A 21,617-nucleotide genomic window follows, 5' to 3' on the forward strand; every position below is an offset into this window, starting at 1 on the left:
CCGCCCCACAACAGGTCGCCCGACCTGGTTGGATTCGTTCCATGAGGAGCTGGGACCGGGCCGCCGTGAGGGCGTGCCTCGGGGACGCCGCGGCGCGCGAGGGGGCCATGGAGCGTTTCGGGGCGGACACCCACCGTTACACCCTGCGGCCGCCGCTGCCGGAGCACGATATCCGCGCCTTCGAGACCACCCACGGCATCGAGCTCCCCCCGGCGTACCGCTCCTTCGTCGCCGAGGTGGGCGACGGCCCGGCCGGCCCGGCCCACGGACTGCTGCCGCTCGCCACCCCGCGCCCCGAGGCCGACGACGACTCGGCGGTCGACGACGAGTGGGCGCGGGACCGGCTCCCCGGCCGTCTGGCCTCCCCGTTCCCGCTGACCGGCCCCGCGCCCGGCCGCCTCGGCGCAGCCGCCGGCACGCTGACACGGGGCACTCTCACGCTGGCCGAGGAGGGCTGCGGGACGTACGTCCGACTCGTCCTCGGCGGACCGCACGCCGGGGAGATCTGGCTGCTGGACCCGGACTGGGGCGGCTTCACTCCATTGGACCGCGACTTCCACAGTTGGTACACGAAGTGGCTGACAGCTCTGCCACAGCTCGCTCAGGGATGACGTAGCGTCACAGCTTGTCGAACGCTTTTCGAACACAGAGCCAAACTCGCGTTCAGCAAACCCCGAAACACGGCCGAATGCCCGTTTCCCGTCCACACGAAACCAGCGGAAGATTGTCGCGCCCGCATACCGCCGGGTACAGTCGCCGCACTGCTCTGGCAGCCCCTGTTGTCGAGGCGAAAGAGAAGTTGGTGAACGACCGTCACCCGTCGGGGACCATGACCCCGGCTCCGGCTTCCGACGCCTCCCCCGCGCACCACGCGCCGTACGCCGCACCGGAAGTCCCGTACGACGACCTCACCACGTACGGCGGTTACGACACCACCGGTTTTCCGGTGGCCGAGGCGGCCTGGGCCACCGATCCGCACCTCGGCGGATTCCAGAACGCTCAGCACGACACGGGCGCGTACGACACGACGCACTGGCAGACCGGCGACGGCGGCCACCCCGCGCACGACCCCTACGCGGCCCAGCAGCACACCGGGTACGACACGGGCGCCTACGACACCACCGCCTGGACCGTCCCCGCGCAGAGCACCCCCGAGGACACCGGCGCCTGGTCGCAGTACGGGCAGCAACACGCTCCGGACCCCGCCCAGCAGTGGGACTGGGGCACGCAGACCTCCGACACCGGCGCCTTCGACGCCAGCCGGTGGAACACCGGCGGCATGCCCGAGCACCAGCGGGCCGGGGAGCCGTTCGACCAGCAGGCGACGGCCACCTTCGACCAGGTGGTCCACGACCCGTACGGGGACGACGCGGCCTACGCCGAGTACCCGGACCACCCGCACGGCGAACACCCGGACGCCGACGACGAGTTGCCCGGCACCGGTGAACTCCCCGCCGCCCCCGCACTCCTGGACGAACAGGAGGAGGTCGCCCCGGTCCCGCGCGCGGGTTCACGCGCCGCGGCCCGCTCCCGGCGCCGTACGCCCGCCAAGCGCTCCGCGCTGCTGACCGTCGCCGTGCCCTCGGCCTGTGTGATGGGGGTGGCCGGTATCGCCGCCGCCTCGGTCGGTGACCTGACCGGTGGGACGCAGGAGGCCGCGGCCTCCGCCGCCGACACCCACACGGTCGAGCCCTCCGTCGCCAACAGCAAGCTCGACACCCAGTTGCGGACCCTGTCCGCCGGGGCCGACGACTTCACCGACCGGGTGAGCCGGACGCAGGAGCGCATCGACCTCAAGGCGGAGCAGGCGCTGGAGAAGAAGAAGGCCGCCGCCGAGGCCGCCCTCAAGGAGAGACTCCGCCCCAAGTTCATGCTCCCGGTGCTCCAGAGGGGGCTCAGTGCCCAGTTCGGGCAGGCGGGCGTCAACTGGATGTCCGTCCACACCGGCATCGACTTCCCCGTGTCGTACGGCACCACCGTGATGGCCGCGACCGACGGTGTCGTCACCACCAAGTGGAACAGCGCCTACGGCAACATGCTGGTCCTCACGGCCAAGGACGGCACGGAGACCTGGTACTGCCACCTCTCCAGTTACCGCGTACCCTCCGGAACCTCGGTCAAGGCCGGCGAACCGATCGCCTATTCCGGCAACTCCGGCAACTCGACCGGTCCGCACCTCCACTTCGAGGTACGCCCGGCGGGCGGTGCCGCCATCGACCCCCTGCCGTGGCTGCGCAGCCACGGCCTGGACCCGACCTGATCCCGCCGCCCTGACATGGCGCGAGCCCCGTCCTTGCGGCGGGGCTCGCGCCATGTCAGGGCCTGCGCACCGCCGAGCCGGTGAACCTTTCCGGTCACCGCACTAGAGCTTCTCCACCGGCGCGTAGCGCAGCAGGAGCCGCTTGGCGTTGCCGCCACCGAAGTCGATCGTGGCCTGCGCCTTGTCGCCCTTGCCGGCCACCGCGACCACGGTGCCGAGGCCGAACTGGTCGTGGGTGACGCGGTCGCCGATCGCCAGCGACACCACCGGCTTCTCACCGGCCCTGCGGGTGGCGAACCCGGAGGCGCCGGCCGCCGACGAACGGGACCGGGACGAGGAGAGCGCGGACGCGACCGAGGAGGCGGCCTTGCCGAAAGAGGGCGCGGCCGAGGCACCGGTCCGCTTCCACTGCAGGTGCGTGGCCGGGATCTCCTCCAGGAACCGGGAGGGCGGGTTGTACGACGGCTGTCCCCAGGCGCTGCGCAGCGAGGCGCGGGTCAGGTAGAGCCGCTCCCGCGCGCGCGTGATGCCGACGTAGGCCAGACGCCGCTCCTCCTCCAGCTCCTTGGTCTGGTTGAGAGCGCGCATGTGCGGGAAGACACCGTCCTCCATGCCGGTGAGGAAGACGACCGGGAACTCCAGGCCCTTCGCGGTGTGCAGGGTCATCAGCGTGATGACGCCGTCACCGTCCTCCTCGTCCGGGATCTGGTCGGAGTCCGCGACGAGCGCGACCCGCTCCAGGAACTCGGCCAGCGTGCCCTGCTCGTCGCCCTCGTGCTCCTGCTCGAACTCCAGCGCCACGGCCGCGAGTTCCTGGAGGTTCTCGATGCGGGTCTCGTCCTGCGGGTCGGTGGACGCCTGCAGCTCGGCGAGATAGCCGGTGCGCTCCAGGACCGCCTCCAGCACGGTGGCCGGTCCGGCGCCGGACTCGACGATGGTGCGCAGGTCGTCCATGAGCGCGTTGAACCGCCGGACCGCGTTGGTGGAGCGCGCGGCCATGCCGTACGCCTCCTCCACCCGCTTCAGCGCCTGCGGGAAGCTGATCTTCTCGCGCTGGGCCAGGGCGTCGATCATCGCCTCCGCGCGCTCCCCGATGCCCCGCTTGGGGACGTTGAGGATGCGGCGCATCGGCACCGAGTCCTCGGGGTTGGCGAGGACGCGCAGGTAGGCCAGGACGTCCCGGACCTCCTTGCGCTCGTAGAAGCGCACCCCGCCGACGACCTTGTACGGCAGGCCGACCCGGATGAAGATCTCCTCGAACACACGGGACTGGGCGTTGGTGCGGTAGAACACCGCGACGTCCCCGGCCTTGGCGTCGCCCGCGTCGGTGAGGCGGTCTATCTCGTCGGCGACGAACTGGGCCTCGTCGTGCTCGGTGTCCGCGACGTAGCCGGTGATGCCCGCGCCCTGGCCTGCGTTGGTCCACAGGTTCTTGGGGCGGCGGGACTCGTTGCGCTCGATGACCGCGTTGGCGGCGGACAGGATGGTCTGCGTGGAGCGGTAGTTCTGCTCCAGCAGGATCGTCGTCGCGTCCGGGTAGTCCTCCTCGAACTGGAGGATGTTGCGGATGGTCGCGCCCCGGAAGGCGTAGATCGACTGGTCCGCGTCACCCACGACGCACAGCTCGGCCGGCGGGACGTCGTACTCGCCGGGCGGGACGTCGGCGTCGTCCGCGGCACGGGCCCCGGTACCGACCAGCTCGCGGACCAGCGCGTACTGCGCGTGGTTGGTGTCCTGGTACTCGTCGACCATGACGTGCCGGAAGCGGCGGTGGTAGTGCTCGGCCACGTCCGGGAAGGCGCGCAGCAGGTTGACCGTGGTCATGATCAGGTCGTCGAAGTCGAGCGCGTTGGCCTCGCGCAGCCGCGACTGGTAGAGCGCGTACGCCTGGGCGAGGGTCTTCTCGAAGCCGTCGGTGGCCTGGGCGGCGAAGTCCTCCTCGTCGATCAGCTCGTTCTTCAGGTTGCTGATCTTGGCGCTGAAGGACTTGGGCGGGTAGCGCTTGGGGTCGAGGTCGAGATCGCGGCAGACCAGGGCCATCAGGCGCTTGCTGTCGGCCGCGTCGTAGATCGAGAACGACGAGGTGAAGCCCAGCCTCTTCGACTCGCGGCGCAGGATGCGGACGCAGGCGCTGTGGAAGGTCATGACCCACATCGCGCCCGCACGCGGGCCGACGAGCTGCTCGACGCGCTCCTTCATCTCGCCCGCGGCCTTGTTGGTGAAGGTGATCGCGAGGATCTGGCCGGGGTGCACATGGCGCTCGGCGAGGAGGTGGGCGATGCGGTGGGTGAGCACCCGCGTCTTGCCGGAACCGGCACCCGCGACGATGAGCAGCGGGGAGCCGGCGTGGACGACGGCCGCGCGCTGGTTCTCGTTCAGCCCCTCCAGCAGGGCCGCCGCGTCCACCGGCGGGCGCGGGGCGCCGTCGCGGTAGTGGGTGTCCCGGTCCGGGGGCAGGTCGAACTTCCCCCCGAACAGGTCGTCGGGGACCGGCTCCGGAGCGTGCTCGTCCTCGGGCGGCGCGGACTCCTCCTCGGGCCCCCTCGGGGGCTGGAGGCTGGCCAGGAAGTTGTCGTCAAAGAGGCTGCTCATCGCCCTACGAGTCTAGGGCGCCGCACCGACAACCGGTCCCGGTCCGCGGAAACCGCCGGATTCCCGGCGCGACGATCTCCCGTTCCGGGCGGGTGCCGGTTCCTGCCGGCCGGTGCCCTTTTCGAGCCCCACGCGCGCGTGCCCTCCCTGCCGGGGGCGCGGCGCTCCCTAGCATCGTTGACATGCCGGACATTTCAGGCTTGCGAACGTGGGTGGCGGATCGCCCCCCGGCGGCGGGCACCGCCGTCATGGCGACCGCCGTGATCTCCATCGGCCTGCGTCTGGCGGACGTCGAGGCGCTGTCCCGGATCTTCCTGGTCCTGGCCTGCCTCGCCTGGCTGATCCTCGCCGCGGCCTTCGCCGTGCGGCTCGCGGGGCAGCGGGACCGCTGGGCGGAGGAGACCCGCGACCCGGCCGCGCTCACGGCGGTGGCGGCCACCGCCGTGCTCGGCACCCGGATCTCACTGCTCGGCGTCCAGCCCCTGGCTGCGGCTCTGCTGGCGCTGGCCGCGCTGCTCTGGCCGGTGCTGCTGGTCTCCGTACTGCGGAACCGGGGGCGGCGCATGCCGGGGACGGTGTTCCTGTGCTGCGTGGCCACCCAGGCGCTCGCCGTGCTGGCGGCCACCCTGGCCGGGGCCGGGGCGACGGCCTGGCTCGCGCACGCCGCGCTGGTGCTTTTCTGGCTGGGCCTGCTGCTCTACGCCCTCACCCTGCCCCGCTTCGACTCCCGCGAGGTCCTCCACGGGCCGGGCGACCACTGGATCGCCGGTGGCGCACTGTCCATCTCGGCACTGGCCGGGGCCCGGCTGGTCTCCGCCGACAGCGCGCGGCTGTACCTGTGGAACAAGGACGACAGCGGTGTCCTGCACCAGGTCACCGCGATCCTGCTGATCCTGGACCTCGCCTGCTACGCGGTACTGGTCCTGGCCGAGCTGGCACACCCCCGGCCGCGCTACGGGCTGCTGCGCTGGGCCACGGTCTTCTCGATGGGGATGACGGCGGCGGCGGCGCTCGCCGTCTCGGCCGCCCTGGACGTGTCCTGGCTGGACGGACCGGGGAAGGTGCTGGTCTGGGTGGCGGTCGCGGTGTGGCTGGCGGCCGCCGCGGGCGCGGTGCTGGCGGCACGCGCCGGGCACCGCCGCCCTGGGGAGACGGGAACGCCGGACGTCACGTCCACAGCACGGCGATGAAGATGTTCGCCGTGGTCAGGGCACCGACCAGCCCGAACATCCGCTTGTCGACCGTCTCCTCGTCACGCTTCACATAGACCAGACCGAGGATCACGATCAGCAGCGCCAGCTTGACGCCGATCTTGATGCTGTCGACGTGGTGGCCGTCCGCCTCGTTGAGACCCACCAGCACCACGCCGGTGACCAGCATGGTGATCGCGCCGTGCAGCATGGCGGGCACGAAGCGGGCCGTACCCCGGCCCATCGCCTTCATCTGGGTGAGGAAGCCGCCGAGCAGCGCGGCGATGCCGATGATGTGCAGGGCGACGAAGACATGAATGAGTACGGTCATGGGCACCGAGCCTAGTTCCCGACATCCTGTCGGCACGGTACCGGGGCCCGCGTCCGGCGCTCGGCTCCGGCCGGTCTCACCCGCCCGCGGGCTCACCGGACATAGCACCTCCCGCCACCCTCGGGCCCCGTCTGCCGCTCTTTGATCATCCGGCTTCGGATGGACCCCTCCGCCACCCCGGCAGGCCGGTCGGAGCCGGTCGTTTTCCGGCTCGTCGACGACAGTTCCGCACACGCGTTACCAACCTGTCACCAACCGGCCTAGCGTCCTCCACCAGGTGACCGGCTCCCTGCAGCCGCCCGGCCCAGGGGCGGCAGCCGGACATCACCGCCGAGGACCGTCCGTCGGCCGCCGTCTCCCCTGTGCGGACGGCCGGCGGACACCGGCTCCCCCACCGGGGGTCCGAGGTTCTCGGCCGCACGAGTCGCATGGAAGGACGTGACGGTCCAGGTGGCAGCGCACCGAAAGCTCCGAGCGCGCTCACTCGGCGGCAACACGGCCCGCACGGCCGCCACTCTCGCGCTGGCGGGAGCGGCCACCGCGACGGCCTTCGACGGAACGGGACACGCCGAGCCGCAACTCACCACCGCCCAGGTCAGGACCCAGGTGGACCGGCTGTACCAAGAGGCGGAGACCGCCACCGAGAAGTACGACGGCGCCCGTGAGAAGGCGAGCGCCGCCCAGCACCGGCTCAACACCCTGCGCGACGAGACCGCCCGCAGGCAGGAGCGCCTCAACACGGCCCGCGGCGCCCTGGGCGCCTTCGCGGCCGCGCAGTACCGCGACGGCGCGATCGCCCCGAGCTGGCAGCTCGCCCTCTCCAGCAGCCCCGACCGCTATCTGGACGACGCCGCCTTCGCCGAACGCGCCGGCCACCGCCGGGCCCAGCAGGTGTCCCGGGTGCGCGCCCAGCTCCGGGAGCTCGAGCGGCTGCGCGGCGCGGCCCGTGTCGAGGCGCGGTCCGTGCGGTCCAGGCAGGCGGAGCTCCAGCGGCAGAAGGACGTCGTCACCACGAAGCTCAAGCAGGCCCGGCAGTTGCTCGCCCGGCTCACCCCGCCGGAGCGGCAGAAGGCCACCACCGGCGGCCCGGCGGTCACCGTACGCGCCGGAGGCGGCCGCTCGGCCCCCGCACCGGCCGCCTCCGGCGCCGCGTCCAGCGGCCGAACGACCGCTCGGGTGCCCGTGTCCGCCTCACGCGCCTCGGCCGCCGTCGCATACGCCTACCGCAAGCTCGGCAGCCCCTACGTGTGGGGCGCGACCGGCCCCGACGCCTTCGACTGCTCGGGGCTGATCCAGGCCGCCTACCGCTCGGCGGGCATCTCCCTCCCCCGCACCACCTACGCCCAGATCAACGCGGGCCGTCGCGTCTCCCGCTCCCAGCTCCGGCCCGGGGACCTGGTGTTCTTCTACTCCGGTGTCAGCCACGTGGGCATCTACGTGGGCGGCGGCCGCATGATCCACGCGCCCAATCCGTCGGCACCGGTCCGGGTGGCATCGATCGACCAGATGCCGTTCGCGGGAGCCACCCGGGTGGCCTAGGGACGCCCTGGGCGCGGCGCGGCGCGATACCGGGCCGGGGTCCGGGCCCGGTGCCGCGTCAGACCAGCCGGCGGGCCGTGGCCCAGCGGGTCAGCTCGTGCCGGTTGGAGAGCTGGAGTTTGCGCAGCACCGCGGAGACATGGGACTCGACCGTCTTCACCGAGATGAAGAGCTGCTTGCCGATCTCCTTGTAGGCGTAGCCGCGCGCGATCAGCCGCAGCACCTCACGCTCGCGCTGGGTGAGACGGTCGAGGTCCTCGTCGACCGGTGGGGCGTCGGTGGAGGCGAAGGCGTCCAGCACGAACCCGGCCAGCCGCGGCGAGAAGACCGCGTCGCCCTCCTGCACCCGGAAGATCGAGTCGATCAGGTCGGACCCGGTGATGGTCTTGGTGACATAACCCCGCGCCCCGCCCCGGATCACCCCGATCACGTCCTCCGCCGCGTCGGACACGGAGAGGGCGAGGAAGCGCACCGGCTGCTCGGGGTCCGCCATCAGGGCAGCGCTGCGCCGGAGCACCTCGACCCCGCCCCCGCCGGGCAGATGGACGTCGAGCAGGACCACCTCGGGCCTGGTCCTGGTGATGACCGCGACCGCCTGGTCGACGTCGGGCGCCTCACCGACCACCTCGACCCCGGTCCGGGCGGTCTGCCCGATCTCCGCCTGCACGCCGGTACGGAACATGCGGTGGTCGTCCACCAGCACCACGCGTACATGGCGCCCGATCCCGCCCCCGGTGTCCGCCGCCGCTCCTGCCGTGCCGCGTCCGGGATCGGCCGCCTCCGCCGCCCCCGCCGTGCCGTTCTCCTCGGTCGCGTCGCTCATGCCGTCTTCTCCGCCCTCTCCATCTCCAGCTCGACTTCCGTGCCGCCGTCCGGCACCGGCCGCAGCCGTGCCGTGCCGCCGTTGCGCTCCATGCGCCCGATGATCGACTCCCTGACCCCCATGCGGTCGGCGGGTATGGAGTCGAGGTCGAAGCCCGGACCCCGGTCGCGGACGGACACGAAGACCGTACGGTCCTCGACCTCCGCGTAGACCTGCACGGCACCGCCCTCGCCACCGTACTTGGCGGCGTTCACCATCGCTTCGCGCGCGGCCTGCATCTGCGCGGCCGTCCGGTCGTCCAGCGCGCAGTCGCCCACCACCACGACCTCTATGGGGACCCCGTGCTTGTCCTCCACCTCGGCCGCGTTGCGGCGCACCGCCTCCGCGACCGTGTCCGGCTCGTCGGCCTCGTCCTTGCCGGTGCCCTCCGGCTTGTACAGCCAGGTGCGCAGGTCCCGCTCCTGCGCACGGGCCAGACGGCGCACCTCCCCGGCGTTGTCCGCGTTGCGCTGTATCAGGGTGAGGGTGTGCAGTACCGAGTCGTGGACGTGCGCGGCGACCTCGGCCCGCTCCTGGGCGCGGATGCGCATCAGGCGTTCCTCGGACAGGTCCTGCGTCACGCGCACGAGATAGGGGCCGGCGAGCAGGGTGATGCCGACGAGCACGGCGAGCGCCGCCTCCAGCACCCCGCCCAGGTGGGCGGCGGACACCTGCATCACGAAGATCGCGGAGACCCCGGCGGTGACCAGCAGCACGCCCACGGCCGCCCGGAGCAGGGTGAGCGTGCGCCGACGGCCGCCGACCTCGACCCAGCGGGCCCGGCGGGCGTTGTCAGCCTGCCGCCAGACCAGGGCGACACCGGCCGCGACCAGCACCACCGGCACGAGATAGGCCTTGGCCGTGTTGGTGAGGTTGACGCTGCCCAGGAAGACGATGGACACGATGACCATGAGGAGCAGCGCGAGCATCTGCCCCTTGTCCGGCTTGCGGGCGACGAGTCTGCGGCGTCCCTCCGGCGAGGTCTCGGTGCCCACCAGCGAGGCCGGCCTGTGACCGCCCACCCCGCCGACACCGAGCGGGACGAAGAACCAGAACGCGGCGTACAGCAGCGCGCCGAGTCCGTTCGCCATGAGCAGGCCGACGAAGGCCAGCCGCACCCACACCACGGGCAGCCCGAGATGCCCGGCGAGCCCCCGCGCCACTCCGCCCAGCCAGCGGCCGTCACCGCTGCGGTAGAGCTTGCGCGGCGGCCGCGGGTCCTCGAGTGGGGGTGCTGCGGCTTCCGGCATGGCAACGATGGTCACACGAGGGCCGGGACCGGGGCATCAGGGTCCTCCCCCGAGACTCCCCTGATCTTCACCGGGGTTCCCCCGGGTCGGGCGGGGCGGGCCGGGTCCGCTGCCCGGCGTCGAACATCTCCCCCGCTCGTGTCGGGGGCGATTTCAGGGTTCGACCAGGGTCGACCCGACTGCCCACACGGCTCCCGGCCCGTCACCATGGACACATGACGGATCACGAGCTTGCCGCGACGGGTCCGGGACCCGGCACCGGCCCGTGCCCGGCCTCGGGCACCGGGCCGACGGATGCCGAGCCCGCCGCGGCGGAGCGGTCGGGGCCGGACCGGGCGGACGCCACGGGGACACGGGAGACGCCTGCGGAGAGCGGGGCGCGCAGAGAGGGGGGTGGAGCGGTGAGGGACACGGGAGGGAAGGACTCGGCAGCGAACGGACCGGGGCCTGGGGACCCGGTGGCGCCGGACTCGGCGTCCCGGGGCCCGGGGAACGCGGGAGGAGCGGGCGTCCCGGCGGGGCACCGCCCCGGCACCGCCGGGATGCCCGCCCGCTTGCGCCGCGACCGCCGGCACAAGATGATCGCGGGCGTGTGCGCGGGCCTCGGCCGGCACACGGACATGGACCCGGTGGTCTTCCGCATCACCCTGGCCGTGCTGGCCGCGACCGGCGGCATCGGTCTGGTCTTCTACGGCTTCGCCTGGCTCCTCGTCCCGTCCGACGACGAGGAGGAGAACGAGGTACGCAGGCTGCTGACCGGCCGGGTAGACGGACAGGCCCTGGCCGCCGTCCTGTTCGCCCTGGTCGGCTGCGGAGTCATCCTGACCACCCTGCGCAACGGCGGGGTGCTGACCTTCGCCGTGGTGCTCTCCCTGCTGCTGGCCGGTGCCGGTTACTGGTCGCGGCACCGCTCCACCACCGACCCGGCCCCGTCCCCGAGCGACGAGCCGAAGTCGCCCAGGGGCCACCCCATAGCCGCTCAGGCGGCGGCCGACGCGCCGCCGGAGACCCAGGCACCGCCGGTCTACTACAGCGGACCCTCGTGGTGGCGGGATCCGATCGTCAAGGACGGCACCCATGTCGGCGGCACCGGCTACTTCTGGGGCCCGAGTGACGCCTACGAGCAGCACGTCTCGCCCTCCCCGCCCATCGAGTTCGTCATGCAGCTCCCCTGGCCCCACTCGCTCGCCGGGCGCACACCGGCCGACAGGCGCACCAGGCCCCGGGGACCGCGCTGGATCAGCGGGTGGGTGTTCCTGCTCGCCCTGCTGGCGGGCTGTCTGGGCGGCAGCAGGGACTGGGAGACCCGCCCGCTGGCCACCAGCCTGCAGACCGGTCTGGCCTGCGCGCTGGTGGTGTTCGGACTGGGCATAGCCGTCAGCGCCTTCCTGGGGCGCACGGGAGGCGGGTCCGCCTTCCTGGCCCTGGTGACGGCGCTGCTGCTGGCCGGAAGCGCCCTGCTGCCCGGCGATGTCACCTCGCACTGGCGGCAGACGGCATGGCGGCCGGCGGCCACCGCCGACGTCCGGCCGGTCTACGAACTGGGGTCCGGCTCCGCCACCCTCGACCTGGCGGAGGTGCGTCCGGCCAAGGACCAGACCGTCACCACCAGGGCGGAACTGGGAGCGGGCCGACTGCGTGTGATCGTCCCGGCGGACGCGGCGGCGGTGCTGAGCATCGACGTGGGGGTGGGCGACATCCGGTTGCCCGGCGACGACAGCAAGGACGTGGACGTGCGGCCGGATCGGCACGAGACGTCGAATCTGGCGCCGGCCAAGGGGACCGAGGAGGCCGGTGTGCTGCGGATAGATCTGCATGTGGGCATCGGGCAGGTGGAGGTCAGCCGTGCTGCGTCATGAGTTCCAGCCCGGCCGGCTGGTCGGCGGGGTCTGCCTGACCGTCGCGGGCGCCCTCTACCTGGGGGACGTGCGGGGGCTGTGGGAGATCCCGTGGTTCACGGCGATCCCCCTGGCCGTCGGCGGCCTGTTCCTGGCGGGCGTGACCACCGCCCTCACTCGCGCCGTACGCGCGAGGAACGGCGCGGAGGACGGGCCGGCCGAACGCCCGGCCCGGTCCGTCCCGCAGAGCGGGGCCCGGCATGCTCCGGACGAAGGCCGTCAGCGGTAGGACCGGCGTCGGCGGCGGTCGCGCAGGGAGGCGTCGACGGAGAGGTAGGGGGTCCCCGCCAGGACGAGTGGCAGCCACGCCATCAGGTAGGCGAGGTCGTTGCCGTAGTAGTACGGGCTGGAGGCCCAGCTCACGGTCAGCCAGAGGCTCAGCGAGATCAGCGCACCGCCGAGGGCGGCCAGCCGGCCGAGGAGGCCGATCAGGATGCCGATGCCCACGGCCAGCTCGCCGAAGGCGATGGCGTGGCCGAAGCCGACCGGGCTCTTGAGGGCCAGGTCGACAAGGGCCGGGATGGCGGAGGAGTCCCGGACCCCGCGCATGGTGTCGCCGAGCGAACCGGGGCCGGCGGCCTTCATGAAAGCGCTGTCGGTGAGCTTGTCCAGACCGGCGTAGACGAAGGTGACGCCGAGGAAGATACGGAGCGGGAGGAGGGCGTAACGGGTGGCGGTGGCCCGCCAGTCATGGTCCCCGTCGAAATGGGAGGCGCGCGTGTCCGTCCGCATACCGTGAGTCATCACTGCCAGCCGCCTCTCGCCCGCCGTCCCGGACCTCTCCCCCGACGATACGTATGACGGAGAGGGCCGGTTCAATCCTCTCCGGACGATTTTCCGGATATCGGTGCGGCGTACGGGTGGTCAGTCCGTCACCTCGATGGGGTACCGGTTGGTGGCCAGCCCCGCCGCGGTCACCACCTGCACCTCCACCGCGCCGGGCTCCACCTCGACCGGGACCGGGACGGTGAGGACGCTGTCGGTGGGGTTGCTGAAGCCCCCGGCGACAGGGACGAGGGGCACGTGGACGTCGACCGCGCCGATGCGGACGACCATGCGGGCGAGGCGGTCGGCGCCCTGGGCGCCGGGCGGGACGAACCCGGTGCCGCGGATCTCGATGTCGTCGCCGGTGCGGATCGGCCCGTCCAGGTCGCCGGGCTCGCGGGCGCGGACCACGGAGAGCACCACCGGACGGCCGCCCTCGGCGTACTTGCCCGCCAGGTAGGTGGCCGCCGAGATCAGCACCAGCACCGCCAGGCCCCAGGGCAGGTCGGGGAGCTGGTCCGGGCGGCGGCCGAGGCGGACGGCGGCGAAGACCAGGGCGACGGCGCTGATGGCGACGTACTGGATGTCGGCGAAGGCACCCCGGCCCGCGTCGTCGGTGAGCAGGTCGGCGGCGCGCGGGCGGTGCGCCGGGACCTTCTGGAGCCGCTGGCCGACCACGCGCAGGCCGACCACGCGGCGCACCAGGACGGCGATGCCGCACACCACGGCGAGGACGGTCACCACACCGGCGCCGCGCGCGAGGTCGAGACCGGCGAGGAGGGAGTCGCGTTCGGCGGGGTTCGAGGCGGCGGCGAGGCGGCCCGCGAGCAGCAGGACGGCGTAGGCGACGAACAGCACCCAGCAGGCGGCGACCGTGCGGGAGGTGGACATCCGGTTGTCCTCGCCGATCATCGGGGCGAGCGCCCCGCCGCGCGCCCGGTGGAGGAAGCCGGCGAGGGTCAGCGCGGCCGCGACGGCGACCGCGGCGAGCAGTCCGGCGGTGCGGGCGCTGCTCCAGCCCGCGCCGATCGCGGTGAGGGCCTGGGCGAGCAGCAGGATCACCACGGCGCCCCAGGCCAGGAAGGCGGTGCGGGCCCGCAGGCCGGCGAGCCAGGCGTCGCCCTCGGCGCGGCCTCGTTCGGCGACCGCATCGGCGCGCTGGGCGAGTTCGGCGGAGATCCACTGCCGGGACGCCGAGGCGGAGTGGGCCACGGCCGGGGGCAGCCCGCGCCCGGCGGCGAACTCGTCCCGGCCCTGCCGGAAGGCGGCGAGGGCGCGCCGGTGCCCCTCGCGCGCCCCGTGCGGGCAGTCCCCGCACGCACAGCCACCTCCGTGGGCCCCCGCGCCGTCCGCCGTGCCCTGCCTCGCCTCCTGCACCGCCACGACCGACGCCGCCTTCCCCGCTACCCGAGAACCCGGAATACGGCCGTCACGCACAGTGCGCGCTATGGCCGAGCAACTCCCCTGTGGACACCGCGAATTGTGCCCTACCTCGGGCACCTCGGGTCCGCCGGTCCGCGCTGGGCGGAAAGGACCGCCCATCCTGCTGACCCCGTCGCACGCCCGTGCGGGACGCTCAGCTCAGCAGGTCGGGTTCGCTGCGGCTGATGTCCTGCCACAGGGGCTGGTAGTTGATCCAGGCCACGAGGTCGCCGCCGAGTTGTTCGCGGGTGGCGACGGCCTGCCGGTGCTCGATGAGGACGGGGCGCCCGGCGGCCTCCGCGGTGAGCTGGACCTGGCAGGAGCGTTCCATGGACATGAACCACCAGGCGGCCGCGTCGACCGAGTCGCCGACCGTGAGCAGGCCGTGGTTGCGCAGTACCAGCGCCTTGCTGGAACCGAGCACGGAGGCGATGCGGCGGCCCTCCTCGGCGTCGACGGTGACTCCGGTGTAGGCGTCGTAGAGCGCGGTGTCCTCGTAGAAGGCGCAGCTCTCCTGGGTGATGGGGTCGGGGACCTCGCCGAGCGAGGCGAGCGCGCGGCCGTGCGTGGAGTGGCAGTGGGCGACGGCGACGACGTCCGGGCGGGCGGCGTGGACCGCCGCGTGGACGGTGAAGGCTGCCTGGTTGACGTGGTAGCCGCCTTCGACGACCTGGCCGTCCTGGTTGGCCAGGACCAGGTCGCTCACGGTGACGTGCTTGAAGGGCATCCCGAACGGGTTGACCCAGAAGCAGTCGCTGAACTCCGGGTCGCGGGCGGTGATGTGGCCCGACACGCCGTCCTCGAACCCCGCCCGCCCGAAGAGGCGCAGGGCGCCCGCGAGACGTTCCTTGCGGTGGCGGCGTTCCTCGTCGACCGACTCGTGCATGGGCGGCATGGCGAACCGCAGCTTGTCGGTGGGCAGCGGCGGGGGAGGGATGGGGCGGTGCATGGGTCCTCCAGCGCTGGGGTGCTTTACGGACCGGAAGTTACCGTCGGGTGGCGGGGTACCGACAGAGGTCGAGTGACGAAAAAGAGGTGGAACGGCCGGAGCCGTTCCACCTCGGGTGGTGCCGGTCAGCGGGCCGGCACCGGGGTCACTCCCACTCGATGGTGCCCGGCGGCTTGGAGGTCACGTCGACGACGACGCGGTTGACGTCGCGGACCTCGTTGGTGATCCGGGTGGAGATCTTCGCCAGCACGTCGTAGGGCAGCCGGGACCAGTCGGCGGTCATGGCGTCCTCGGAGGAGACCGGGCGCAGCACGATCGGGTGGCCGTAGGTGCGGCCGTCGCCCTGGACGCCCACCGAGCGGACGTCGGCGAGCAGCACGACCGGGCACTGCCAGATCTCGCGGTCCAGACCGGCGGCGGTCAGCTCCTCGCGGGCGATGGCGTCCGCCTCGCGCAGCAGGTCCAGGCGCTCCTTGGTGACGTCGCCGACGATGCGGATGCCGAGGCCCGGACCGGGGAAGGGCTGGCGCTGGACGATCTCCTCGGGCAGGCCGAGCTCCTGGCCCACCATGCGGACCTCATCCTTGAACAGCTTGCGCAGCGGCTCGATGAGCTGGAACTCGAGGTCCTCGGGCAGGCCGCCGACGTTGTGGTGCGACTTGATGTTGGCGGTGCCGGTGCCGCCGCCGGACTCGACCACGTCCGGGTACAGGGTGCCCTGGACCAGGAACTCCACGGCCGGACCCTCGTCCGCGATGATCTCGGCCTGGGCCTGCTCGAAGACACGGATGAACTCGCGCCCGATGATCTTCCGCTTCTCCTCGGGGTCCGAGACCCCGGCGAGCGCCTTGAGGAAGCGCTCCTCGGCGTCGACCACCTTGAGCTGGACGCCGGTGGCGGCGACGAAGTCCTTCTCGACCTGCTCGGTCTCGCCCTTGCGCATCAGGCCGTGGTCGACGTAGACGCAGGTGAGCTGGGAGCCGATGGCCTTCTGCACCAGGGCCGCCGCGACGGCGGAGTCCACGCCGCCGGACAGGCCGCAGATGGCGCGCTTGTCGCCGACCTGCTCGCGGATCGCGGCGACCTGCTCCTCGATGACGTTGCCCGTGGTCCAGGAGGGGGTCAGGCCCGCGCCCCGGTACAGGAAGTGCTCCAGCACCTGCTGGCCGTGCGTGGAGTGCATGACCTCGGGGTGGTACTGGACGCCGTAGAGCTTCTTCTCGTCGTTCTCGAAGGCGGCGACCGGGACCACGTCGGTGGAGGCGGTGACGGTGAAGCCCTCGGGGGCGGCGGAGCAGGCGTCGCCGTGGGACATCCACACGGGCTGCTCGTCCGGGGTGCCCTCGAACAGGGTGGAGCCGGACATGGAGACGTGCAGGCCGGTGCGGCCGTACTCACGGGCGCCGCTGTTGTCGACGGTGCCGCCGAGGGTCCGGGCCATGAGCTGGAAGCCGTAGCACATGCCGAAGACGGGGACGCCGGCCTCGAAGAGGGCGCCGTCGATCTGCGGGGCGTTCTCCTCGTAGACCGAGGAGGGGCCTCCGGAGAGGATGATCGCCGCGGGGTTCTTGGCGAGCATCTCGGCCACCGGCATGGTGCTGGGCACGATCTCGCTGTAGACCCGCGCCTCGCGGACGCGACGGGCGATGAGCTGAGCGTACTGCGCGCCGAAGTCGACGACCAGGACGGTGTCGGGGGCGGCGGCAGACTGGGTCGCTGATGACACGGGGTGCCTTCCGGCGGTGGGGCGGGGGTCTGTATGACCGATTCTAACGGGGTGGGCGCCGGCCCCCTTCCAGATGGCCGTCTTCGGGGACGGGAGGGACAGGTGGGGATCGCGGCGTCTGGTGATCTGGATACGCCCCGGTGGGTGACCGGCCTCCGGCATCGACCGGTCGGATGTGGTGGCGCGACCCGTGCGGGACGCGGAAGGCCCCTCCGGGACAGGGGCCGGTACGGCTCTGTCCCCGAGGGGCCTGCGTGGCGACCGTCGGACCGGTCGGACCTAGCCGACGTTGAGGTTGTCGTCCACGAGGAACTCCGGATAACCGAAACGCTCTCCGAGCGCGGTGAACGCGTCACAGCGGTCCTCGTCGATCGGCACGAAGTACGCCTTCATGGCTCTGAGGAACAGCCGGAAACCGACATCGGCACAGGCTTCGAAGGTCACCCGCTCCAGCGCCGAAACCAGGCCGGGCACCGATCCGTCGACGGCTGCTCGTTCCAGCGCGTCGGTGAGGAGCCGATCTGCTCCAGGACTGCACTGCGCAGCCTGGCGTCTGTCACGGGCTGCGGCGGCGACGGGGGCGGCATGCATGCTGGGCCGGCGCCGCCGGCCCGTCTGACTGGAGCACTGACGGCAGTGGAGGACGTGGCCGTCGCCCTTGAGGTCCTGGTCGGTGCGCTCGCCCAGCTCGATCCCGAGTGCACGGAAATCCTCTCCGGCGTGCCGATCGCCGCGGCCGCCGTCGTCGAGCGAGAGGGTGGCGACGAGAGGTCGAACGCCATCCCGAAGCGCCGACCACACCAGAGGCGCGGCTGGCGCCTCGGGGCAGTCGATGACGAGCGCAGCGACGCACTCGTCATCGGCAGGGTGCTGGACGGCCGGCGGGGCGTCGGGGGTTGTCCAGCCGGCCGGGCGTGCAGAGCGTGGGCGGCGTCGGCGAGGCAGGGGGGTGCCTGGCGGCCACGCAGGAGGCGTTCTGGCAGGTGACGCCGACCGAGTCCCAACGGCGTCCTGGATGATGTTCCAGGGACCAGGTGCACAGGTGCGACCGGCTCCGCCTCTTGCTCGCCGCCCCCGGTCACACTGCTGAAACTCCACGTTGCGAGTCCCGGATGGGAGGCGGTCCACTCGCAGCGGCGCTTCGGCTAGCAGTTCCCAACCGAAGCGCCGCGTACATCGCTCGCTCCCGCGTTACGTGTCTTGGTATGCGAGTACCTCTGAGTTGGCCGCGCTGGTGGCAATTGCGCTATGCCTCGGAGAGATCTCACCGGTTCTTCTTGCCAAAGAAGAACAGAGCGACCCCTACCAGCACGATGAATCCGAGGGTGAAGAAGAGCGCTGATCGTCCATCCTGCAGCGACGGCGGGGCAGAAAGAGACCACATCAATCTCGCCCCTTCTTCCTGCTGATCAGCCCCGCAGGCAGACAGAGGGCACCCCCCGCAATGAGCAGCCATCCGAGTGCTCCTGCCGGACCGCCGGAAGAGATGCCCAGAAGAAGTGCACCGCAGACAAGAGCCAGCGTGCCGAAGAGCAGGATCTGAGCCCCTCTTCCTGGTCTGATCATCTCATTCTCTCCGTTCGATAGTTCGGGGTGCTGGCCCAGGGCAGTACCGACTCCAAAACCCGAGATTGATCCGTCAGCTTTTGTAGGTGGCGCCTATGTAGCCGCCTGCGGCCGCGCCGATAGCCATGCAGAAAGGCAAGGCGGGGACGGCACCCGGTCCGGTAAACGCCGCGGCTCCAGCTTCGCAGAGACCTGTGATGCCGATGTCGGCGATCATGCCTGCGGTTGCCTTCTCGGCCGCTCCCGTTCCGCCGGTGAATCCTTCGTAGAGGATGGTCCCGATGCCGAGTCCGTCCCCGATGCCGCCCAGGCTGAGTAGGCCATTGGGGTCGATGCGGTTGACCGGGTCGCCCTCGGCGTAGAGGTAGGGGTTCTGTTCCTGGCCGGAGGGGTCGGGCTGGGTGAAGCGGCCGAGGTTGGCGTCGTAGTAGCGGGCCTGGAGGTGGTAGAGGCCGGTGGGGTCCTGGTAGTTGCCGGCGAAGCGGTAGGGCTGGGCCACCGGTTCGGTGGACTGGGCCAGGATGCGGACGCCGCGGGGGCTGTAGGTGTAGCTGTCGACCTTGTTGCCGTCGATGTCGGCGAGGCCGATCACCGAGCCGAGTGCGTCGGTGAGGTAGTAGTAGCTCTTGCCCCCGGTCGTCATGGAGTTGAGGGTGCCCCCGGGTTCCCGGTTGAAGCCCATGTCGGTTCCGGCGGTGGTCTTCGCGGACAGGCCGAGGGGGCCGTTGTGGAAGAGGGTGTCGCCGAGCTTGACGCGTTCGCTCTGGTCGGTGGAGCCGTACTGGCCCGCGTACGCCTTGCCGTTGACGGTGATCGACGACATCTGGGAGTGGTCGGTCCAGGTCTCGGCGGTGCGGGTGTAGTCGCTGGTGGAGTCGGCGGCGGTCTCGTTGCCGATCTGGTCGTAGGACCAGGTGCCGGTGCTGCCGGACTTGCCGGTGACTTCCTGGGCGTCGTTGTAGGTGTAGGTGGTGCCGCGCGGGCAGCCGGGGTCGGTGCCCTGGCTGGTGAGGTTCCCGGCGAGGTCGTAGCAGTACTGCCAGGAGTCGGTGACGCTGCCGGCCTTCTCCTCCTTGGCGTAGGAGAAGCGGCCAGCTCCGTCATAGGTGTAACTGCGCTTCAGGCCGGTGACGTTGTCGGTCTGGGTGCGGATCTTGCTGCCGTCGGTGGCGCCGTTGGTGCCGTATCCGTAGGTGTAGGCCAGGTCGACCAGGGTGCCCTGGTCGGAGGTCACCTTGATGGCCTTGGGACGGCCGGAGTTGTCGACGTCGACCTTCTGCACCGTGCCACCGGGGTATGTGGTGGTCTTGCGCACGTCGTTGTTGTTGTAGTCGTACGTGGTGCTGCGGCCCTGCGGGTCGGTGAGCTGCTTGAGCTTGTTGGTCTCGTTCCAGGTGTAGTCGGTCTTGCCGGCCGGGTCCTGGTAGTAGTCGACATTGCCGGCCGGGGTGTAGGCGAGCAGGGTCTGCGAGCCGTCCTGGAGGTGACGGACGGTCTCACGCTGCAGCGGGTCGAACTCGTAGCCGATGGTGCCGGTGGCGTCGGTGCGCTGAGTGAGGTTGCCGTCACCGTCGTATGTGTAGGTCACCTGCATGTGGTTGGTGGAGTCCACCGTGCGGATGCGGTCACGGTTGTCGTAGGCGTACGTGACGGTGACGCCGCGGGCGTCGGTGACGGTCTTGGTGCGGCCCAGAGCGTCGTAGGTGTACGTCGTCTTGTCCAGCGGGGCCGGCGGCGTGACGCGGTCCAGGTTGCCCTGGGCGTCGTAGTGGAAGCCGGTCGTCACGGTCTTCGACGACGTCATCTTCGTCTTCGCGGAGCAGCGCTGGCCCTCGAAGCCGCCGCAGGTCGGCGTGGCGGGGTTGTAGTCGTAGGTGACGTTGCCGCCGTCGGTGCCGGTCTGGGCGACGGAGGTGGTGTTGCCGACGCTGTCGTAGCCGAAGGTGGTCTTCTCGCCGTCGGCGTTGGTGGAGTCGGAGGGGTGGTCGCCGCCGGCGATGGTCTGCCAGTGGTTCGTCGTGAGGGCGCCGGTGGGCGTCTTCGCGGTCTCCAGGTTGTTGCGGGAGTTGAAGCCGTAGTCGGTGACGTTGCCCGGAGTGGTGCCGGAGCCCATGGCGTCGGTGGCGGTGTCGATGTTGTGGTTGGCGTCGAACTTGGTGGACCGCTTGTGCTGGAGGGCGTCGGTGACGTCGGTGACCTGGCCGTCGCCGTCGTGCTTGTAGGCGGTGGCGTGGAGTTCGGGGTCCTTGGCCGTCGTGGTGCCCGCGGCCGTGGCCGACGCCGCGCTGTAGGAGTATGTCCAGGTCGGGCCGGTGTCGCCGGAGCCGTTGAAGCCGGTGGCCCGCAGCATGGAGGTGACCCGGTTGACGTCGTCGTAGCTGAACACCGTGACCCGCCCCTGGGCCGTCGTGATCTTGCTGATGCGGTTCGAGGAGTCATAGCCGAAGGTGACTGTCTTGCCCTCGGTGTCCGTGGTGCCGGTGAGGTTGCCGGCGGCGTCCAGGGCGTAGGAGGCGGTGCGGCCGGTGCTGTCCTTGGCCTGCCAGAGGGTGGCGCCGGCCTTGGTCAGGTCGATCCAGCGTCCCGAGCGGGTCTCGGTGAGCTTGAATCCGCCGCCGGTGTGCTGGGTGACTGTGAGCGTGCCGTGGTTGCGGTCGGTGACCTTGGTGAGTTTGCCGCTCGCGTCGTAGGTCTCCTTGGCGCCCGACTTCCACTTGTTCAGCGTGTAGGTGCCGTCGGTGTTCTTCTTGAGGTCTTGCGAGTAACCCGTCGGCGTGGTGAAGGTGCCGTCGGTGTTCTTCTTGAAGCGGACGGTCGCGCCCGAGGCGTCGTAGAGGATCGCCTCGCTGGAGGAGACCGACAGATAACGCTCGTACTGCTGCCACCACCGCTGGGAAACCTGGCCGTAGGGCGCGTCCAGGGAGTTGTACGTCCGCGCCAGGCGCAGTTGCTGACCCACCCCGGCGATGTCGAAGTCGGTCGCCGTCAGCATCAGGTTGCCGGTCGAGTAGTCGATCCTCGCCGTCAGCGCGTCGGTGATGGCGAAGCTGGTGGAACGGTGCCAGGGGACATCGCCCTGGCCCTCCGGCACGATGTTCATCACCGACGCCTGTGCCACCGACGCGGGGGCCTTCGCATGGGCGCGCTGCTCGCGCAGCCAGGGCAGATACGCCGCGTCGCTCGGCGCCTTCGACGGCCTGGACTTCACCGGCCGGTTCGCGCCGACCTTCACGGCCGGCATCTTGAAGTGCGGGCCGCCTTTCCCCC

The 21,617-nt window shown here is 71.4% G+C and carries 16 protein-coding genes; 6 read left to right on the plus strand and 10 right to left on the minus strand.

All coding sequences use genetic code 11. From position 1 onward, the window contains the following. Positions 1–41 precede the first annotated feature (41 nt). Entirely contained in the window at positions 42–611 is a 570-nt protein-coding gene (locus tag ACWCV3_RS03315; RefSeq protein WP_451217657.1) for an SMI1/KNR4 family protein, read from the plus strand. Positions 612–802: 191 nt separating this feature from the next. Next, positions 803–2,260: a M23 family metallopeptidase gene (locus ACWCV3_RS03320; RefSeq protein WP_451217660.1), complete on the plus strand. Its 1,458-nt coding sequence runs from the start codon at positions 803–805 to the stop codon at positions 2,258–2,260. Between the two features lie 102 nt (positions 2,261–2,362). Here the strand turns inward: ACWCV3_RS03320 and pcrA are convergent, their stop codons facing one another. Continuing rightward, positions 2,363–4,852, minus strand: coding sequence for a DNA helicase PcrA (gene pcrA / locus ACWCV3_RS03325; protein WP_451217663.1), 2,490 nt, complete (start codon positions 4,850–4,852; stop codon positions 2,363–2,365). Between the two features lie 182 nt (positions 4,853–5,034). On the opposite strand from pcrA, the gene ACWCV3_RS03330 reads away from it, so the two are divergent. Beyond that, positions 5,035–6,042 (plus strand): SLAC1 family transporter, encoded by a 1,008-nt coding sequence (locus ACWCV3_RS03330; RefSeq protein ID WP_451217666.1) that lies wholly within the window; start codon positions 5,035–5,037, stop codon positions 6,040–6,042. Here the strand turns inward: ACWCV3_RS03330 and ACWCV3_RS03335 are convergent. Then, the gene (locus ACWCV3_RS03335) at positions 6,020–6,373 is read right to left on the minus strand and encodes a hypothetical protein (protein WP_451217669.1); all 354 of its coding nucleotides are present in this window, start codon (positions 6,371–6,373) and stop codon (positions 6,020–6,022) included. The genes ACWCV3_RS03330 and ACWCV3_RS03335 overlap by 23 nt on opposite strands. Positions 6,374–6,823: 450 nt before the next feature. On the opposite strand from ACWCV3_RS03335, the gene ACWCV3_RS03340 reads away from it, so the two are divergent. Then, positions 6,824–7,912, plus strand: a complete 1,089-nt coding sequence (locus ACWCV3_RS03340; RefSeq protein WP_451217672.1) for an NlpC/P60 family protein — start codon at positions 6,824–6,826, stop codon at positions 7,910–7,912. A gap of 58 nt (positions 7,913–7,970) precedes the next feature. Here the strand turns inward: ACWCV3_RS03340 and ACWCV3_RS03345 are convergent, their stop codons facing one another. Together ACWCV3_RS03345 and ACWCV3_RS03350 are read right to left on the minus strand one after the other, a co-directional pair. Further along, on the minus strand, positions 7,971–8,735 hold the full coding sequence (locus ACWCV3_RS03345; RefSeq protein WP_451217675.1) for a LuxR C-terminal-related transcriptional regulator: 765 nt from the start codon (positions 8,733–8,735) through the stop codon (positions 7,971–7,973). Continuing rightward, complete coding sequence (locus ACWCV3_RS03350) at positions 8,732–10,024, minus strand: ATP-binding protein (RefSeq protein WP_451217678.1); 1,293 nt, start codon at positions 10,022–10,024, stop codon at positions 8,732–8,734. Before ACWCV3_RS03350 ends, ACWCV3_RS03345 begins: the two co-directional genes overlap by 4 nt. A gap of 215 nt (positions 10,025–10,239) precedes the next feature. Here ACWCV3_RS03350 and ACWCV3_RS03355 point away from each other — a divergent pair, with 215 nt between their 5' ends. Together ACWCV3_RS03355 and ACWCV3_RS03360 are read left to right on the plus strand one after the other, a co-directional pair. Further along, on the plus strand, positions 10,240–11,883 hold the full coding sequence (locus ACWCV3_RS03355) for a PspC domain-containing protein (protein ID WP_451217681.1): 1,644 nt from the start codon (positions 10,240–10,242) through the stop codon (positions 11,881–11,883). Beyond that, positions 11,870–12,151 (plus strand): hypothetical protein, encoded by a 282-nt coding sequence (locus tag ACWCV3_RS03360; protein WP_451217683.1) that lies wholly within the window; start codon positions 11,870–11,872, stop codon positions 12,149–12,151. The genes ACWCV3_RS03355 and ACWCV3_RS03360 overlap by 14 nt, the downstream gene beginning before the upstream one ends. Here ACWCV3_RS03360 and ACWCV3_RS03365 read toward each other — a convergent pair. From ACWCV3_RS03365 to ACWCV3_RS03390, 6 genes are all read right to left on the minus strand, one after another. After that, entirely contained in the window at positions 12,142–12,654 is a 513-nt protein-coding gene (locus ACWCV3_RS03365; protein ID WP_451217685.1) for a DoxX family protein, read from the minus strand. The two genes, ACWCV3_RS03360 and ACWCV3_RS03365, sit on opposite strands and share 10 nt — an antisense overlap. A 132-nt stretch (positions 12,655–12,786) precedes the next feature. Then, positions 12,787–14,070, minus strand: coding sequence for a hypothetical protein (locus tag ACWCV3_RS03370; RefSeq protein ID WP_451217688.1), 1,284 nt, complete (start codon positions 14,068–14,070; stop codon positions 12,787–12,789). A gap of 193 nt (positions 14,071–14,263) precedes the next feature. Next, positions 14,264–15,058 carry a class II aldolase/adducin family protein gene (locus ACWCV3_RS03375; RefSeq protein ID WP_451217690.1) on the minus strand — a complete coding sequence of 265 codons (795 nt, stop codon included), beginning with the start codon at positions 15,056–15,058 and terminating at the stop codon, positions 14,264–14,266. Positions 15,059–15,203: 145 nt separating this feature from the next. Beyond that, positions 15,204–16,784 (minus strand): glutamine-hydrolyzing GMP synthase, encoded by a 1,581-nt coding sequence (gene guaA / locus ACWCV3_RS03380; protein ID WP_451217693.1) that lies wholly within the window; start codon positions 16,782–16,784, stop codon positions 15,204–15,206. 279 nt (positions 16,785–17,063) lie between these two features. Next, on the minus strand, positions 17,064–17,585 hold the full coding sequence (locus ACWCV3_RS03385) for a hypothetical protein (protein ID WP_451217696.1): 522 nt from the start codon (positions 17,583–17,585) through the stop codon (positions 17,064–17,066). Positions 17,586–18,423: 838 nt separating this feature from the next. Further along, positions 18,424–21,591, minus strand: a complete 3,168-nt coding sequence (locus ACWCV3_RS03390; protein ID WP_451218225.1) for an RHS repeat-associated core domain-containing protein — start codon at positions 21,589–21,591, stop codon at positions 18,424–18,426. Positions 21,592–21,617: the final 26 nt, after the last annotated feature.

This window comes from Streptomyces sp. NPDC001781 (assembly GCF_053596035.1).

Coding starts and splice junctions, on each gene's coding strand:
- ACWCV3_RS03315 (WP_451217657.1), top strand. CDS start 42: ATGAGGAGCTGGGACCGGGCCGCCGTGAGGGCGTGCCTCGGGGACGCC.
- pcrA (WP_451217663.1), bottom strand. CDS start 4,852: ATGAGCAGCCTCTTTGACGACAACTTCCTGGCCAGCCTCCAGCCCCCG.
- ACWCV3_RS03330 (WP_451217666.1), top strand. CDS start 5,035: ATGCCGGACATTTCAGGCTTGCGAACGTGGGTGGCGGATCGCCCCCCG.
- ACWCV3_RS03335 (WP_451217669.1), bottom strand. CDS start 6,373: ATGACCGTACTCATTCATGTCTTCGTCGCCCTGCACATCATCGGCATC.
- ACWCV3_RS03345 (WP_451217675.1), bottom strand. CDS start 8,735: ATGAGCGACGCGACCGAGGAGAACGGCACGGCGGGGGCGGCGGAGGCG.
- ACWCV3_RS03350 (WP_451217678.1), bottom strand. CDS start 10,024: ATGCCGGAAGCCGCAGCACCCCCACTCGAGGACCCGCGGCCGCCGCGC.
- ACWCV3_RS03355 (WP_451217681.1), top strand. CDS start 10,240: ATGACGGATCACGAGCTTGCCGCGACGGGTCCGGGACCCGGCACCGGC.
- ACWCV3_RS03365 (WP_451217685.1), bottom strand. CDS start 12,654: ATGCGGACGGACACGCGCGCCTCCCATTTCGACGGGGACCATGACTGG.
- ACWCV3_RS03375 (WP_451217690.1), bottom strand. CDS start 15,058: ATGCACCGCCCCATCCCTCCCCCGCCGCTGCCCACCGACAAGCTGCGG.
- ACWCV3_RS03390 (WP_451218225.1), bottom strand. CDS start 21,591: ATGCCGGCCGTGAAGGTCGGCGCGAACCGGCCGGTGAAGTCCAGGCCG.